This window comes from Paucibacter aquatile, from assembly GCF_002885975.1.
Lineage (GTDB): Bacteria > Pseudomonadota > Gammaproteobacteria > Burkholderiales > Burkholderiaceae_C > Paucibacter_A > Paucibacter_A aquatilis.
Map to the genome: position 1 here is coordinate 3189468 of NZ_POSP01000003.1, position 15605 is coordinate 3205072.

The 15605-nt window shown below is 68.6% G+C and carries 13 protein-coding genes; 3 read left to right on the top strand and 10 right to left on the bottom strand.

Going from position 1 to position 15605, the window contains the following annotated elements:
• Nucleotides 1-20 precede the first annotated feature (20 nt).
• The 5 genes from C1O66_RS16845 to C1O66_RS16860 all read right to left on the bottom strand — a co-directional run bounded on the left by C1O66_RS16845 (nt 21) and on the right by C1O66_RS16860 (nt 4112).
• Nucleotides 21-761 carry a LytR/AlgR family response regulator transcription factor gene (locus tag C1O66_RS16845; protein WP_102768948.1) on the bottom strand — a complete coding sequence of 247 codons (741 nt, stop codon included), beginning with the start codon at nt 759-761 and terminating at the stop codon, nt 21-23.
• A complete protein-coding gene (locus C1O66_RS16850; RefSeq protein WP_165794651.1) occupies nt 758-1864 on the bottom strand; it encodes a sensor histidine kinase in 1107 nt (368 codons plus the stop codon). Before C1O66_RS16850 ends, C1O66_RS16845 begins: the two co-directional genes overlap by 4 nt.
• Nucleotides 1861-2454 (bottom strand): hypothetical protein, encoded by a 594-nt coding sequence (locus tag C1O66_RS23960; RefSeq protein WP_165794652.1) that lies wholly within the window; start codon nt 2452-2454, stop codon nt 1861-1863. Before C1O66_RS23960 ends, C1O66_RS16850 begins: the two co-directional genes overlap by 4 nt.
• Nucleotides 2455-2646: 192 nt before the next feature.
• On the bottom strand, nt 2647-3450 hold the full coding sequence (locus tag C1O66_RS16855; protein WP_102768950.1) for a substrate-binding periplasmic protein: 804 nt from the start codon (nt 3448-3450) through the stop codon (nt 2647-2649).
• On the bottom strand, nt 3450-4112 hold the full coding sequence (locus C1O66_RS16860; RefSeq protein ID WP_108724350.1) for a type 1 glutamine amidotransferase family protein: 663 nt from the start codon (nt 4110-4112) through the stop codon (nt 3450-3452). The genes C1O66_RS16855 and C1O66_RS16860 overlap by 1 nt, the downstream gene beginning before the upstream one ends.
• Before the next feature lie 106 nt (nt 4113-4218).
• Between C1O66_RS16860 and C1O66_RS16865 the strand changes: the two genes are divergently transcribed.
• From C1O66_RS16865 to C1O66_RS16875, 3 genes are all read left to right on the top strand, one after another.
• Entirely contained in the window at nt 4219-6039 is a 1821-nt protein-coding gene (locus tag C1O66_RS16865; RefSeq protein ID WP_243392835.1) for an OPT/YSL family transporter, read from the top strand.
• A gap of 6 nt (nt 6040-6045) precedes the next feature.
• On the top strand, nt 6046-6465 hold the full coding sequence (locus tag C1O66_RS23965) for a tetratricopeptide repeat protein (protein WP_165794653.1): 420 nt from the start codon (nt 6046-6048) through the stop codon (nt 6463-6465).
• A gap of 113 nt (nt 6466-6578) precedes the next feature.
• Nucleotides 6579-8033: an MBL fold metallo-hydrolase gene (locus tag C1O66_RS16875; protein ID WP_102768952.1), complete on the top strand. Its 1455-nt coding sequence runs from the start codon at nt 6579-6581 to the stop codon at nt 8031-8033.
• 55 nt (nt 8034-8088) lie between these two features.
• Here C1O66_RS16875 and C1O66_RS16880 read toward each other — a convergent pair whose 3' ends face one another.
• The 5 genes from C1O66_RS16880 to katG form a co-directional block, all read right to left on the bottom strand.
• Nucleotides 8089-8976: a DUF3667 domain-containing protein gene (locus tag C1O66_RS16880; RefSeq protein ID WP_102768953.1), complete on the bottom strand. Its 888-nt coding sequence runs from the start codon at nt 8974-8976 to the stop codon at nt 8089-8091.
• A 47-nt stretch (nt 8977-9023) separates the two neighbouring features.
• Nucleotides 9024-9536: a Dps family protein gene (locus C1O66_RS16885; RefSeq protein WP_102768954.1), complete on the bottom strand. Its 513-nt coding sequence runs from the start codon at nt 9534-9536 to the stop codon at nt 9024-9026.
• A gap of 143 nt (nt 9537-9679) precedes the next feature.
• A complete protein-coding gene (locus C1O66_RS16890) occupies nt 9680-10147 on the bottom strand; it encodes a hypothetical protein (RefSeq protein WP_102768955.1) in 468 nt (155 codons plus the stop codon).
• A gap of 13 nt (nt 10148-10160) precedes the next feature.
• Nucleotides 10161-13028 carry a diguanylate cyclase gene (locus tag C1O66_RS16895; RefSeq protein WP_165794654.1) on the bottom strand — a complete coding sequence of 956 codons (2868 nt, stop codon included), beginning with the start codon at nt 13026-13028 and terminating at the stop codon, nt 10161-10163.
• A gap of 235 nt (nt 13029-13263) precedes the next feature.
• Nucleotides 13264-15426: a catalase/peroxidase HPI gene (katG, locus tag C1O66_RS16900; RefSeq protein WP_102768957.1), complete on the bottom strand. Its 2163-nt coding sequence runs from the start codon at nt 15424-15426 to the stop codon at nt 13264-13266.
• Nucleotides 15427-15605: the final 179 nt, after the last annotated feature.

Genomic DNA, 15605 nt, shown 5'->3' on the forward strand with positions numbered 1-15605 from the left:
CGGCGCTCTGCCCTCGCGCACTACATGCCCTTGAAGCGGCCGCGATGGCTGCGGCTCACCGGCACCACAGCGCCTGGAGCGCGCAGATGCAGTTGCAGGTCGCCGTCCTCGCGCCGCTCGACGCGCTCGATGGCACGCGCGTTGACCACCGTGCCGCGATGGACCTGCCAGAACAGCTCGGGATCCAGCGCTTGCTGAAGCTCACCCAGAGGCGTGCGCAGCAGCAGGGTGGTGCCGTCGAAGCTCTGCACCCTTGTGTGGCGCAGCTCGGAGCGCAACACGGCCACCTGCTCCAGCTCGATCAGGCGCAGGCTGTTGCCGATCCAGGCTTGCAAGAAGCGCGGGCCCGTGTCCGTGCCCGTGACCGTGCCGGCGTCGGGCTCCTGCGGGCGCTGCGTCAGGCGCGTTTGCAAGCGCTGCACCGTCAGCGCCAGCCGGGCCGGCGTGAGTGGCTTGCGCAGATAGTCCACCGCGGCATGTTCAAAGGCTTCCAGCGCGTGCTCGGCATGGGCGGTGACAAAGACCAGCCGGGTCTGTGGTGGGGCCAGCCGGGCCAGGCTCAGGCCATCGATGCCGGGCATGCGGATGTCGAGAAAGGCGATGTCCGGCTGCAGGTGGTCCAGCAGGCGGCGCGCCTCGCTGCCGCTGCTGGCGCTGGCCACGATCTGCAACTCGGGCCAGGCCACTTGCAGCAGGCAGCGCAGCTCTTCGAGCAGCACCGGTTCATCGTCGGCGATCAAGGCGATGGGGGTGGGCGTCATGAATCCGCAGGGGTGGTGAGGCCCAGGGGCAGTTGCAAGAGGGCCTCGGTGCCTTCGCGACCATCGGTCAAAGGCTGGAGTTGAAACTCGGCTGCATGGCCGTACAAAGCGTGCAGGCGCTGGCGCAGATTGACCAAGGCCAGGCCTTGGCCGGCCTGGGGCGAGCGGGCTTGCAGCGGCTGGCCGCTGTTGTACACGCGCAGCCGCAGATGGGTGTTGCTGCGCGTCGCTTGCAGCAGCAGCTCGCCACCGCCTTCGCAGGGCTCGATGCCGTGCACGATGGCGTTCTCGACCAAGGGTTGCAGCAGCAGGGGCGGCAGGGGCAGGTCGTGCAATTCGGGGGCCACCTCGATGCGGTAGCGCAGGCGCGGGCCCAGGCGCAGGGCCATGATGGCCAGATACTGCTCCACGATGTGCAACTCTCGGCCCAGGGTGGATGCGGCCGTGCGCACCTCGGGCAGCACCGCTTCGAGGAAAGCCGTCGTGCGGTCCAGCAAGGGCAGGGCCAGGCTCGATTGCTGGCGCACCAGTCCGCGCAGCGTGGCCAGGGTGTTGAAGAGAAAGTGCGGCTCGATCTGGGCCTGCAGCAGTTGCAGCTCGGCGCGCACCCGGTCGCGCTCCTGCTCCAGGTCTTGCTCGCCGGCCAGGCGGCGGCTGCGTTGCAGCAGCGGCAGGCCCAACAGCAGGCCGACAAAGCCCAGGTGCAGGCCGGCGCGCGCCAGCGGCTCGCCCTGGGCCCAGCGGGGCAGATCCAGCAACTGGCTGCGCAACTGCAGATCGAGCTGCCAGCCCGCCGCTGCGCCAGACAGAACGGCGAGGGCGCACAGGAGCAGGGCCAGCGCCCAGCCGTGGCGCTGCAGGCGGGCATCGGCGTGCAGGCTCAGCGCCTTCAACAAGCACTGGCTCAGCGCGCAGCCCGCCCACAGGCTCAGGGCCAGGCACCAGGCGGCGTGCTGGGCCCAGAAGGCTGCGCTGAGACCGAAGCCCAGCAAGCCCAGGCCCAGCTGCGGCCAGAGGGCCGGGCGGCCGAACTCCTCACGCAGAGCCCGTGCAGCCAGGGCTGCGGGCGCGCGCGGCCCGGCCGCTGGAGACGGGGCCCTCACGGCGGCGACAGATGCTGGGGCTGGCGCGGCAGCAGCAGCGCGTGCTCGGGCCCTTGGGTTTCGGGCACGCTGTCGGGCACGATCTCCAGCTTGAACTGGGTGGCGCGCAAGACCCCGCCGCCGGTCAGCATGGTGCCGAAATGCAGGGAATCCACCTCTTTGGGAATCTGCAGCACGACCGAGACCTCGCGCCAACCGAAGCTGCCCTTGAGCGGGCGCAGCTCCATATTGTCAAAAACGCGGCCGATGTCCTGACCGACATCGCCGCGCAGCCAGATGCCGCCCCATTGCGACAGGTCCTCGCCCTGGACCTGGGCACTCAGGCGCAGGCGCTGGCCGGCGTAGTCCCGGGCCTGGATGCTTTGCATGGCGGTGACAAAACCGCGCGCATTGCGCTTGCAGTCGAGCAGAAACACCTTGGGCGTGGGGGCGCCTGCGCGGGGCTCGGTGGTGCTGCGGCAGTCGACCGCATCGCCGGCCCGGAACCAGCCCTGGGGCAGTGGGTTGGGATCGGCCGCCAAGGCCGTGACCATCAGGGCCACCAGGGGCGCCGCGATCAGAGCTCGCAGCTGAGAGGACGTGGTTTTCATGGGATCTCGCTCGCCTTCGTCAAAAAGAGTTCGCACCGGTGTTCCAGACCTGGAAACGAAGCGAAGCGTAGGCGGGGACCGGCATTGTCAGGTCCTGAGGCGGCGAAGCCCGCCCCAACGCGCACGAGCGGTCGCTCGGCGCACATGAGCCGTGAAGTGTGAGGAGTGAGAGGGAGAGGGGCAGGCGCCGGCTCAGCGCCCACCGCTCATGCCATAGCGCTGGGCCAGGCGGGCCACAGTGCCGCGCTGGATCAGGCGGGTCAGGGCTTCGTTGATGGCGGCGAGGCGCCAGGGTGAGCCGGGGGAGACCAGGCATTGCGTGTCGGTGATCGAGAAGCTGCGGTGGCTGATGTGGAAGCGCTCCCGTTCCTCAGGGAAGCGTTTGAAGTAGCCGGCGATCTCCACCTCGGACGTGATCAGGGCATCGGCCATGCCCAGGCGCAGGCGGCGGAACAGCAGCTCGACCTGGCGTTCATCGAGGCGGGTCACCTGGCCACTCTCGAATGCGGCCTGCAGCTGCGGGAATTGGTAGCCCAGCAGCACGGCGATGCGCTTGCCCTGCAGATCGCTCAGGCCTTCGAAAGGCAAAGGCTGGGCCGCCAGCGACACCACGCGCTCCACCTGGGGCACGACGGGGACGGTCCAATGCGGGCCAGCCACGGGAATCCAATGCGGGCTGTAGTAACAGGCGATGTCGGCCTCGCCGCCCATCACCGTGCTCTCCATGCGTCGCCGCGCGACCAGCAGATGCCTGGCCTCGGTGCCCAGCTCGGCGGCGATCAGATCACCCAGGTCTTTGAGAAAGCCGCCGCTCAGCCGGTTGGGCGGGCTGATGCTGAGCAAAGGGTAGGCCATGGCCTCGGTGTGAGCCACGCGCAGGGCGGGCTTGGCGGGGGCCGAGGCCGCGGTGGCCTGGGCGGCGTCGGCCTGCGGCCCCGCACAGGCCATGGCGCTGAACCAGAGGCCGAACTTCAAGACGTGTTGCAGTCTTCGCATCAGTCCCGGCTCCACAAGCCCTGCGAGCCGCGCCGCACCTGGGCCAGCAACTGCGTCAGCTGAGTCTCTCGCTCGCCCAGCGGCAGGCTGGGCCAGATGGCCTCTCTCAGCGCCGCTTCTCCAGCCGTGTTCAGCACCAGCCAGGCGGTCAGCAGGGGGGCGGCCAGGCCGCCGCTGCAGGTGGCCACCGGGCCATGGGCATGGAAGGCTTCCTGATCCAGCACCCGCACGCCGGCCTCCAGCAGCCAGGGCCGAGTGGCGGCATCACAACAGGCCGGGCTGTCGCCCAGCAGCCCCAGGCGCGCCAACAGCAGGCTGCCGGAGCCCAAGGCACCGAGTTGCTGGCGCAAGGGGTCCAGCTGCAGCCGGTCCAGCAAGGCCGAGTTCTCGGCCACGGCGCGGTTGTAGAGGCCGCCGACAAAGAGCACGGCCTCGGCCTCGTTGGCCCATTCCAGCGGGCGCTGCAGCGGCTGTTGCAGGCCATGCATGGAGCTGAGCATGGTGCCCGGCCCACACAGCTCGGCGCTCCAGCCGCGGGGGCGCAGCTGGTTGAGCAGGGCCAGGGGGATGAAGGCGTCCAGCTCCTGGAAGCCGTCGAAGCAGACCAGGGCCACCCGCGTGGCGCCGGGTGCGTTCAGACCGGAGGGGGTGACTTCACGCATGGCCCGATTGTGAACCCGGGGTTACATTGCGCGCCACTCCCGGCGTTTGTGCGCCGGCTTCCGGCTCCTTGTGGGCCCTTTTTGTTGCCGTTTTGGTTTGTCACCCATGTCCGCCATTCCCTTGAATCCGCCCCTGGCCGTCCCCATCGACACCCGCCGCTGGGCCTGGTTGCCGCCGGTTGGCAGCTGGGGCTACTACGCCCTTCTGTCCGCCATCGGCATGTTGCTGCTGGGCCCCTTGGGTGGCATCGCCGCGGCCTTCATGAACTTCTCCATCGGCTTCTATGTCGGCGGCCAGGTGCTGGCCGGCATCCTGGGCTCGGTGGTCACCTACGGCTACGGCGCCGAGGGCAAGCATGGCGCCAACTACATCCAGACCACGGCCGCGTCCGTGGCCGGCATGATGGCCATGAGCACCCTGATCCAGGCCATGGCCTGGATGGGCATGCCTGAAGTGCCGGCCTGGCAACTGGTCACCTACATGCTGTGCATCGGCATGATGGCCGCCGGCATCGGCATGCTCTACACGCCCATCCTGGTCGAGCGCATGCAGCTGACCTTTCCCTCGGGTCTGGCGGTCGCCAACATCCTGCGCGCATTGACCGATCCGGTGCTGCTCAAGCAATCGGTGTCGCGCCTGTTCGGTGGCATGGGGGCTGGCCTGATGGGCGGCATTGGCGCGGCCAAGCTGGCTTTTCTCGGCGCGATCGAGCTGTCGGCTTCCACCTTCGGCGCCGGGCTGATCGTCGGTGCCCGGGTCGGCATTCCGGCCATCGTCGGCGGTGGCATCTTCTGGGCCTTGGCACCTTATTTCGTCAGCATCGGTTGGCTGAAGGAGGGTGAGCCCTTCCGCAAGATTGCCTTTTTGATCGCCCTGGGCCTGATCCTGGGTGCGGCCATCGTGGATCTGAGCCTGATCTTCTGGCGTGTCGCCCGCCGCCTGAGCCAGCCGGGTGAGCGCATCGTCGTGCCCGAGGAACAGCGCACCGGCCCGCGCGCCAGCCTGCCGCGCCTGCTGGCCTGGGTGGGCGTCTGGACCGTGGCCACCATCGTCTGCGGCGTGCAGTTCTTCAACGAGCCCCTGGGTTACATGATCCTGGCCGTGGCCCTGGTCTATCTGTTCGTGATCGTCAACGGCATCTCCCTGGGCCTGACCGATTCCAACCCCATCTCCAGCGCCTTTGTCGTCACCGTGCTGATCCTGGCCAGCATCGGCCTCAAGGACCCGATGCTGGGCCTGATGGCGGCCATGGTGGTGTTCGTCTCGGCCAGCGTGGCCGGCGATATGCAGCAGGACCGCTCCACCGGCTGGCGCCTGGGCTCCAACCGGACCCTGCAGTTCCGCTTCCAGGTGGCCGGCCTGCTGCTGGGCTCGGTGCTGGCCGTGGCCGTGGCCAAGTTCTTCATGACCGCCTACCCGGTGCTGCAGCTGGACCAGACCGTGATGAGCGCTGACCAGGCGCCCGCGCAATGGACCTCGGCCATGACCTACAAATTCGTCGGTGCCCTGCGCAGCCTGACCGAGCCCAAGCCCTACCAGACGCAAGCCATCCTGATCGGCGTGCTGATCGGCTTTGCGACCGAGCTGCTGCGCAAGATCATCAAGGCCAACAAGGGCTACCAGCGTTTCGCGGCCGGCAGCAAGGCCGGCTTCGCCACCGATTTCATGCTCGATGCGGTGGTGCTGCCCAGCCCCTACGCCTCGTCCTTCGGCGGCTTTGTCAATCTGCACACCTCGATGTGGTTTGCTGCTGGCGGCGTGATCTCCAGCGCCATCAATACCTTGGCGCCCAAGCCCAAGGCCGGTGAAGAGCAGCTGCCCGATGACATGAGCAGCACCTCCCTGGTCGGCGGTGGCTTGATCGCCGGCGACGCCCTGGCCGCGCTCGGCCTGGGCCTGGCGGGCATGGCCGCGGTGCTGGGTTGATCGGCCATGGCTGAGCTGTCACCCGCCGACGTGGCGCGTGTTCGCGCCCTGGTCGAGCGCGCCGATGAGCAGGCCGACGAGGGCGAGTTCGAGGCCGCGCTGGACCTGTTCGAGCAGGCGCTGGAACTGCTGCCCGAGCCCTGGTCTGCCCATGCGCAGGCGCAGACCCTCTTGTTCTCCATCGCCGACATGCAGTTTCTGCTGGAGGACTTTGAAGCCAGCGGCGACACCTTCAGCGCCCTGCTGGCCAGCTTTGAGTCGGCCCGGGCGGAGCCCTTGCCGCAGCTGCGCCTGGGCCAATGCCTGGTCGAGCAGGGGCGAGAGGCCGAGGCGCTGCCCCATCTGCAAGCGGTGCTGAAGCGCGCGGGCGAGCAGGCGTTTCGTTATGAGGAGCCGAAGTACCTGGCGCTCGCTCGACGCCCTTGAAGGCCAGGGTCTTCGGACGCGCATTGCGGGCACGCACCGCCGGTGACTTTTGGCAAGGCACGCCGGCCTGGACACACTCCGGCGTCCCTGGCTGAAACACGGTGCCTCTGTCCATGAATCTCACCCGCGCTTCCATCCTGAAACGGCTTCGGCCCTGCAGCCTGACGGTGCTGGTGCTCGCCTGTGCCGCTGCCAGCTTCCCTGCCCGCGTGGTGGCCCAGGAGAAGCCGGCCCATGAACAGCAAGCCCGGCTGCCCCGGGTGAGCGAAGCATTGCAGCTGGACATGCAGACCGAACGCCTGGTGGGCGAACAGGCCCGCAACCCGGCGGAGGCTGTGTTGCGCGTGCCGCTGCGGCAACAGCTCCTGCTCGACCCGCAGGGCCGCTACCGGCTGGAGACCGACAGCGTCTACCCCGGCCCGATCCGGTTTCAGTTTCTCGAGCTCGGCCTGCCCGAGGGCATCAGCACGGTCGACCTCCTGAAGTGGCGGCAAGGCCTGGCCATTTCGCGCCTGCCTGCTGCGGTCGCCCGCGAGCGCTGGGCCGATCACGAGTTTCTGGTCCCGGCCTGGCTGCTTCAGCGCTTGAGCGCGGTGCGCGGCGAGCCGGCCGCTGACGGCAGTCTGGCCTTCACGGACGCTGCCGGTCGGCCGGCACGGCTGGCCCTGGACGGCGCCAGTGGCCGGGTGCTCTGGGCCCGCAGCGCGGGGCGGCGCTATGAGTACAGCGACTACGAAACCCTGGCCGGCGGGCTGCAGCAGCCGCGCCGCATCAGCGAGCAGCGCGGCGAGGCGCCGGCCTGGGTCTGGCAGGTCCAGGCCGTGGCGGCGCCCAACACCAAGCCGGCGGCCTACGCCCTGCCGGCCGGCTACAGCGACGCGCCCGCCGATGCAGCGGGCCTGCGTGCCACACCGCTCGGTGGCGGCAGCTACCGGGTCGATGGCTTGAGCAGCGGGTATCACAGCAGTTTCAGCATCGGCAGCCAGGGCATCGCTGTCTTCGACGCGCCGGTCAGTCCGGCCGAGGCGGCCTCGGTTCGCGCGCTGATCGAACAGCTGGCGCCCGGGCGCAAGGTCAGCCATGTGGTGCTCTCCCATGCCCACCGCGACCACATCGCCGGGCTGCCGGCCTATCAGGCCGATGCACCACAGGTGCTGGTCGGCCCCGAGGCGCGCCAGGCTTTGCGGCGCCAGCTGGGCAGCGCCTGGGCCGCCTGGGACGAGCGCGTACAGGAACTGCAGGGCCCGCACACGCTCGATCTGGGCGATCGCCGCGTGCAGCTCTGGCCCCTGGCCAGCCGCCATGCCAGCGATATGGTGGTCGCCTACGACAGCCAGTCTCGGGCCTTGTTTCAGGGCGATCTGTTCTACATCCCCGAGCTCGGCCCGGTGCCTCCGGCCTTCGCCACGGGCCAGGAGCTGCTGGACCTGATTCAGGCCCAGAAGCTGGATCCGGCCTGGATCGTCGGCGTGCACGGCCGCTCGGGCACCCTGGCCGAGCTGCGCCAGGCCTTGGCGCTGCGCGCGCAGGGCATTCGTCAGCAAGGGCAGGGGTTCGGGGCGCCTTGATCGGTGCCTTGATCGCTGTGTTGGTGGGCGCAGGCCCTGGCGGGGCGCAACAGGCTCACATCAGAATCCGCTGCAGGTTCCAGTTCGCGGCAAGGCCCGTCCACAGCGCGAACACCGAGATGTAGGCGACGTAGACACCTGCGAGCTTTACGCCCGTCAGCCATGGCCTGCCCTGGTAGATGCGCTGCAGCGTCACCGCGCTGAAGGCCAGCACCACGGCCGCCAGTGAGCCCCCGCTGATCCAGGCCACACCTGGAAACCAGCGCGCCAGCAGCACCTGGGCCGTGATCAGGGGCAGCATGAAGCTGTGCAGATGAAGTGAGGCGACCATGTGCAGGCCAAAAGCCTGCTTGCGTGGCCAGTACACCAGCAGCAGGAGCAGCGCCAAGGACGGCGGCATGGCCAGGAACACGGCCTGGCGAGTCATCTGGTTGTTGCTTCTGCGAGCCTGCTCCAGATCCTTCAGCAGCTCGGGGTCGGCCGAGATCCGCCGCTGCCAATAGACACAACGCTCGGCAGGCAGGCTTTCGCAAACGAAGCGCCCGTCCTTCACGCCGATCTTGGCATGGACGAAGGACACTTGATCGGTCGGTTTCTCATGGGCTGGCCGAACCCAATGCACCAGCCCCACGCAAAGCAGGCAGATGCTCAGGAACAGACGCAGCGGTGTGAGGTAGCGCCGCCTTTGCCCGGCCAGGTAGGCCAAGGTCAAATGGCCGGGGCGAAGCAGGCCGCGCATCGTGCGCCACAAGGCACCTTCCGTCGCCAGCAGGTGCCCCCCGTACTCCTTGGCGAAGTCCGCCAGCGTAGGCACGCGTAGCGCGGTCTCCTGACCGCAGGCCGGGCAATACGCCGGTTGAGGATCGGGCAGGGTCTGCTGGCAATTCGGGCAGGTGTCGCCGCGCGGGTCGGCAGCCACGGGTTCGGCGCTTGCGGTCGTCATAGGGGCGCGATCATAGGGTGACGCGCCCGCTTGGCTGGGCCTGGGCCTCAGTCCTCCAGCAGACTCCTGAGCATCCAGGCCGTCTGTTCATGCACCGTCAGTCGCTGGGTCAGCAGGTCGGCGCTGGGCTCGTCGCTGGCCTTGTCGACGGCGGCGAACAGGCTGCGTGCCGTGCGGGCCACGCCTTCGTGGCCTTCGACCAGGATGCGCACCATCTCCAGGGCCTTGGGCGGCTGGGTCGGGGCATCGGGCAGGCTGCTGAGCTGGGCGAACTGGGCGTAGGAGCCCGGCGCCACATGGCCCAGCGAGCGGATGCGCTCGGCGATCGGGTCGACCGCGTTCCACAGCTCGGTGTACTGGGCCATGAACATGGTGTGCAGGGTGTTGAACATCGGCCCGGTCACGTTCCAGTGGAAGTTGTGCGTGGTCAGGTAGAGCGTGTAGGTGTCGGCCAGCAGCTTGGACAGACCGGCGGCGATGGTGGCGCGGTCTTTCTCGCTGATGCCGATATTGATGCTGGCAGCGGCGTTGGCAGATTTGGCGACGGACTTCTTGGCCATGGCGACTCCTGTTCAGAGAGGAAGGGGCAGGGGGAAACAGGGCACGGCAGCGGCCCTGGCTTGCGGACACTATAGAGCCGTCAGAAGGCGGCCGTGTTGCTGCACCTCATGCGTGCAGCGAGGGCCGAGGAGTCGGCCCTCGCTCAGCCTTCGCGCCGCGCGGGCTGTGCGGCTTGTGGCAAGGCCACGGCCAGGGGATGGCGGGCGCCGGCCTGCTCGATCACGGCGGTGCGCAGCCCGGCCATGTCCTTGAGCTGGAGCGGCAGCCAGAACCCGCGGGATTGGCCGTCCACCTGCAGGCGCAGATGCGGCCACAGCAGGTAGCGGGCCGGCTCCACCGCGGCAATGTCAGCCCAGGCAATCTGGCGCCAGCGGCCCCAGCTGTCGAAGGTGCGCAGGCCTTCGGCGCTGACGGAGAAGCGGCAGATGGCCACCGGAATGCTGACGATCAGCCCGCACAGCAGGCCCATGGCCAGGTTCAGCAGCAGATCGGGTTTGCGCAGCGGCTCGCCGGTGACGAGGGCATGGCCCACGGCCACGGCCATGACACCGGCGGTGGTCAGCGCGGTTTGCTGGCGCCAGATGGGAAAGAAGGCGTAACGGAAGTCCAAGACGGGTGCATGTTCAGAGCATTGAAGCGGCGAATTGTGGGCCGCTGGGCGCGAGCGACGCAGCGGGATTGCCCGCAGGCGCCGGCAGTCCCGACCGGCTTTGTCGCAGCAGGCCCCGGCTCACGCAGGCCTGCGGGGCGCTGAGCAGCTCACCGAGCTCAGCCAGCTCGGCACAGGCCGCGCTGGCGCTGAGGCCCACCCAGGTGTTGCGGCCGGCGCGCTTGGCCATGTAGAGGGCCTGGTCGGCCAGGCTGACGACCTGCTGCCAGTCCAGGCGCTCGGCCTGGCTGGGGATGAAGGGCAGGGCAGCGAAGCCGACCGAGCAGCTCAGGGCCAGGGTCGCATCGGCTGCGATGGCAAAGGGTTGCTGGGCCACGGCCGCGCGGATGCGCTCGGCGAACTGCGGGCCGGCCTCGGCGTCCACGCCGCGCGCCACGACCAGGAACTCCTCGCCGCCCCAGCGCACCAGATAGTCCGATTCGCGGCAGGCGCGGCGCAGGCGCTCGCGCATCTGCACCAGCACCGCATCGCCGGCCGGGTGGCCCCAGTCGTCGTTGACCTGCTTGAAGTGGTCGATGTCGACCAGCAGAAAGACCAGGTCCGACTCCGTCGGGCGTGGCCGTTCGGGCTGGCGCCGCCAGTCTTGATAGAGGCGCAGGCATTGCGCCACCTCGGCGGCCAGGTGCTGCTCCAGAAAGCGGCGGTTGCGCAGGCCGGTCAGCGGGTCGGTCAGGCTGATGTCCTTGAGCGATTGGTAGGCGCGTTCCAGCTCCTGGTTCTTCTCCAGGACCTCGGCCTGGGCCTGGTGCAGATGGCCCAGGGTGCTTTCCAGGCGGCGGTAGTTGCGCGTGTTCTCCAGCGCGATCGAGCCGTAGGCGGCCAGGCTGCGGAAGATCAGGCGCTCACGGTCGGCGTAGGCAAACGCCTGGCTGGACTGGATGGACATCACGCCCAGCACCCGGTCATTGGCCAGCAGGGGCATGAACATGGAGCTCAGGGTCGGCTGCGTGCCCGGGGCCAGGTGCTGCGGCGTGTCCGGGCTGATGTCGCGGAACAGCTCGCAGCGCTCGCGGGCGCAGCGTGCCGCCTGGGATTGTGGCGAATCGCAGCGGATGGCAAAAGGCGTGATCGGCCGGCCGTTCTCGGTGCCGTAGGCCAGGCGCAGTTCCTGAGCCGCCTCGTCGAGCAGGTAGACGGCGAAATGGTTGGCCGTCAGCAGGCCATGGACATTGCGGTCCAGGGTGGCGTAGACCGCCTGCTCCTGCAGATGGGCGGTGATCTCCTGGCCGATCAGGCTGAGCTTTTCCAGCGTCGCGCCGGTCTGGCTGAGCAGCTCGGCGCGTTCGGCCGAGGCCGCGGCCAGCTGGCGCAGATGCTCGCTCTCGGCCGCCGTGCGTTCGGCCTGAAAGCGCGCCTCCATGGACATCAAACGCTTGCTGACGTCCTGCTTGTGCACGCTTTCGCTGGCCGCGCGCGCCCGCCCGGCGTAGTGATAGGCCTGCAGGCCATCGCCGAGCCGCGCGTACTCGCTGGCAATGGCGTCGAACACCGCGGGCGGCACATTGTGCTGGGCCTCGGGCGCGTACACGGCCAGGGACCGCAGCAGGTAGTGCAGGCTGGCGCTGGCCTCCTGCATGCCGGACGGTGGTGGCAGGGTGTGGCGCTCATGCAGGGTGGCCAGCACGCGCAAGGCCTCGCAGTGGTGATAGGCCAAATGGCTGGGCTGGGCCAGGGCCAGGGCTTTCTCAGCCGTGGCCATGGCCTCTTCGGCACGCCCCAGCTCGGACAGGCAGAGCGCGGCCACGCACATGGCATTGAGGCGCAGGTCCAGGCTGCGCGGGATGGGCCCCGGCGCCTCCAGGCGCAGGGCGGTGGCCAGGGCGGCTTCGGGCTGCTTCAAGTCGCGTTGCAGCTCGGCCAGGTACACCAGACCCAGGCTGTAGGCGCGTGAGCTTTGCAGCGGTGCCAGCAGGGCCAGGCCTTCGTTGAGGGACTGCTGCGAGGCCTCCAACTCGCCCAGCCGGCATTGCACGGTGCTCACCTGCAACAGAGCCAGGCCCTGCACCAGCGGCCAGCCGGTCGGCCGCGCGCGGCTCAGGCTGCGCTGCATCCATTCCATGGCCTGGGCGTCGTCGCCGAGGTTGGAGAAGGCCACGCCCATGGTCGTCAGCGTCAACGCAATCTGGCGCAGCAGGCCGGCGCGGGTCAGCTCGGTGACGGTGTGGCTGCAGGCCTGAAACACCGTGCGGAAGTCCGAGCGTTGCAAGGCCTCGAAGGCCAGAAACTCGTTGCACAGCACATGCAGCGCCGGGTGCAGGGCTTGGGCCAGGCGTTCGCGCACATGCAGGCTCCACTGCGCGGCGGCGGCCGGGCCATCCTGGCGCAAGGCTGCATGGGCCAGGCCGAGCTGGGCAAACTCCAGGCGGAAATCGTCGTCGCAGCCCACGGCCACGCTGGCCGCGGCATCGAGCTCGCGGCAGCGCAGGGCCAGGTCGTAGCGGTCGCCAGCGATCTGGGCCAACAGCAGATGGGCATCGGACAGCACCCGCATCTCGCCTTGCTGGCGCGCCAGCTCCACCACCTGACGCGCTTGCGCCTGGGCCGCGTCCAGCTCGGCGAACAGCCACAAGCACTCGGCCTGCAAGAGCTGCAAGCGCAGGCGCAGGCCCGCGGCCGTGGCGCCGGAGTTCAGCGCATGGTTGGCTGGGGCATCCTGCAGCTCGCGCAGCAGCTGATCCGCCAGCTGTTGCGCGCGCCGTGTCTGACGTTCGCGCAGATGCCAGGCCAGGGCCACGCGGTCCTGCAGGCAGGCGTTTGCGCCGGCCGCATGGAGGCGGGCTTCCAGCTCGGCAAAGTCATCGTCGGTGAGGATCAGATGCATGGCGCGCATTCTGTCAGCCTGCAGCGGCCAAAACGAAGGGCTCGCCGGTCAAGCGAGCCCTTCTTGCTGTGCATCAATGCCGCTTTCGCGGCACGGCGTTCATTCAATGCGGCTGGTTGTGCGTGAACTGCAGCAGCATGCCCAGGCCGGCGGCCGCACCGCCGCAATGGATGGCCAGTCCGGCCAGCAGGCGCAAGCTTCGGCGCATCTTCAGGTCCATGGCTGACTCCTTGCTTCAGCGGCGGCCAAGCTCGAAGCGGTCCAGGTTCATCACCTTGGTCCAGGCCGCCACGAAGTCGTGGATGAACTTCTGCTGGCCATCAGCGCTGGCGTAGACCTCGGCGTAGGCGCGCAGCACCGCGTTGGAGCCGAACACCAGGTCGGCGCGGCTGGCGCTGAACTTCAGCGCGCCGCTCTGACGTTCGCGGCCCTCGAAGCGCTCGTCACTGGCGTCGCTGGCCTTCCAGGCCGTGCCCATATCGAGCAGATTGACGAAGAAGTCATGGCTGAGCACGCCGACGCGCTCGGTGAACACGCCCTGGGTGCCGCCGTCGAAGTTGGCGCCCAGCACGCGCAGGCCACCGATCAGCACCGTCAGCTCCGGGGCCGTCAGCGTCAGCTGCTGGGCACGGTCGATCAGCAGTGCTTCGGTCGGCGCGCCGACCGGGCCGCGTCGGTAGTTGCGGAAACCATCGGCCAGCGGCTCCAGCACGCCGAAGGACTCCACATCGGTCTGGTCCTGGCGGGCATCGACCCGGCCCGGCGCGAAGGGCACCTCAAGCTTGACGCCGGCCGCCTGCGCCGCCTGCTCGACGCCGACCACGCCGGCCAGCACGATCACATCGGCCAGCGAGGCGGTGCCGGCCGCTTTCTGGATCTCGACCAACTTCGGCAGCACCTGCACGGCGCGCTGGTTGACGGCCCAGTCTTTCTGCGGCGCCAGGGCCAGGCGGGCACCGTTGGCGCCGCCGCGCTTGTCGCTGCCGCGGAAGGTCGAGGCCGAGGCCCAGGCCACCGAGACCAGCTCGCTCACCGACAGGCCTGCAGCCGCGATGCGCGCCTTCAGATCGGCAATATCGGCCGCCGTGGGCTGGTGCGTGGCCGCGGGCAGGGGGTCTTGCCAGATCAGGTCTTCCTTCGGCACTTCCGGGCCGAGGTAGCGGGCTTTCGGACCCATGTCGCGGTGGGTCAGCTTGTACCAGGCGCGGGCAAAGGCCTCGGCAAAGGCTTGCGGGTTTTCGTGGAAGCGCTTGGAGATGGCACCGAAGGCCGGATCGAAGCGCAGCGTCAGGTCTGTGGTCAGCATGGTGGGCTTGTGGAACTTGCCCGGGATGTGGGCGTCCGGAATGATCTCGGGCGCATCCTTGGCCACCCATTGCTTGGCGCCGGCCGGCGAGTGCGTCAGCTCCCACTCGTACTTGAAGAGGTTTTCGAAGAAGTTGTTGCTCCACTGCGCGGGCGTGGTGGTCCAGGTCACTTCCAGGCCGCTGGAGACGGTGTCCTTGCCATGGCCGCTGCCGAAACTGCTCTGCCAGCCCAGGCCCTGGGCCTCGAGGCCGGCGGCTTCGGGTTCGGGGCCTTTGTGGTGCTCGGGGGCAGCGCCGTGGGCCTTGCCGAAGGTGTGGCCGCCGGCGATCAGGGCGACGATTTCTTCGTCGTCCATGGCCATGCGGTTGAAGGTGATGCGGATGTCATGGGCCGCGGCCAGGTAGTCGCCGCTGGCGTTCGGGCCTTCCGGGTTCACATAGATCAGGCCCATGTGGGTGGCGGCCAGGTTGGCGTCCAGTTCACGCGGGCTGGCGCCGGCGTGGAAGCGCTTGTCGTCGGCCAGCCACTTCGTCTCGGCGCCGAAGTTGACGTCCTGATCCGGTTCCCACACATCTTCGCGGCCGCCGGCAAAGCCGAAGGTGCGGAAGCCCATGCTTTCCAGCGCCACATTGCCAGCCAGGATGAAGAGGTCGGCCCAGGAGATGCTCTGTCCGTATTTCTGCTTGATGGGCCAGAGCAGGCGGCGCGTCTTGTCGATGTTGACGTTGTCGGGCCAGCTGTTCAGCGGGGCGAAGCGCTGCTGGCCACGGCCACCACCGCCGCGGCCGTCCAGGGTGCGGTAGGTGCCGGCCGCGTGCCAGGCCATGCGCACCATCTGCGGGCCGTAGTGGCCGAAGTCGGCCGGCCACCAATCCTGGCTGTCGGTCATCAGCTGGACCAGATCGGCCTTGAGCGCGTGGTAGTCCAGCTTCTGGAAGGCCTCGGCGTAATTGAACTGCTCACCCAGCGGGTTGGACTTGCTGGAATGCTGGTTCAGCAAATCCACGCGCACCTGCTTGGGCCACCAGTCGCGGTTGCTGGTGCCGCCGCCGGCGACGTGGTGGAAGGGGCATTTGCTTTCGGTGGACATGGCGCTTCTCTCCTGAGTGAGGGGGTGGCTGGGATGGAAGGACTTTAGTTTTCCTCTATCAAATTCGCCAATTGAATAGTTCTAACCTGTGGATAGGCAAAACCTTGCTCGCCCTGACCCGCGCGCGTCCATTGGCTGAAGCAGGCGAAGAACCATGTCCCAGGGATGGCGGTCTTTGC

What these genes read in the sequence shown, in the direction of transcription:
- C1O66_RS16845 (WP_102768948.1), bottom strand. Translation starts at nt 761, where the DNA reads ATGACGCCCACCCCCATCGCCTTGATCGCCGACGATGAACCGGTGCTG.
- C1O66_RS23960 (WP_165794652.1), bottom strand. Translation starts at nt 2,454, where the DNA reads ATGAAAACCACGTCCTCTCAGCTGCGAGCTCTGATCGCGGCGCCCCTG.
- C1O66_RS16855 (WP_102768950.1), bottom strand. Translation starts at nt 3,450, where the DNA reads ATGCGAAGACTGCAACACGTCTTGAAGTTCGGCCTCTGGTTCAGCGCC.
- C1O66_RS16860 (WP_108724350.1), bottom strand. Translation starts at nt 4,112, where the DNA reads ATGCGTGAAGTCACCCCCTCCGGTCTGAACGCACCCGGCGCCACGCGG.
- C1O66_RS16865 (WP_243392835.1), top strand. Translation starts at nt 4,219, where the DNA reads ATGTCCGCCATTCCCTTGAATCCGCCCCTGGCCGTCCCCATCGACACC.
- C1O66_RS23965 (WP_165794653.1), top strand. Translation starts at nt 6,046, where the DNA reads ATGGCTGAGCTGTCACCCGCCGACGTGGCGCGTGTTCGCGCCCTGGTC.
- C1O66_RS16875 (WP_102768952.1), top strand. Translation starts at nt 6,579, where the DNA reads ATGAATCTCACCCGCGCTTCCATCCTGAAACGGCTTCGGCCCTGCAGC.
- C1O66_RS16880 (WP_102768953.1), bottom strand. Translation starts at nt 8,976, where the DNA reads ATGACGACCGCAAGCGCCGAACCCGTGGCTGCCGACCCGCGCGGCGAC.
- C1O66_RS16885 (WP_102768954.1), bottom strand. Translation starts at nt 9,536, where the DNA reads ATGGCCAAGAAGTCCGTCGCCAAATCTGCCAACGCCGCTGCCAGCATC.
- C1O66_RS16895 (WP_165794654.1), bottom strand. Translation starts at nt 13,028, where the DNA reads ATGCATCTGATCCTCACCGACGATGACTTTGCCGAGCTGGAAGCCCGC.
- katG (WP_102768957.1), bottom strand. Translation starts at nt 15,426, where the DNA reads ATGTCCACCGAAAGCAAATGCCCCTTCCACCACGTCGCCGGCGGCGGC.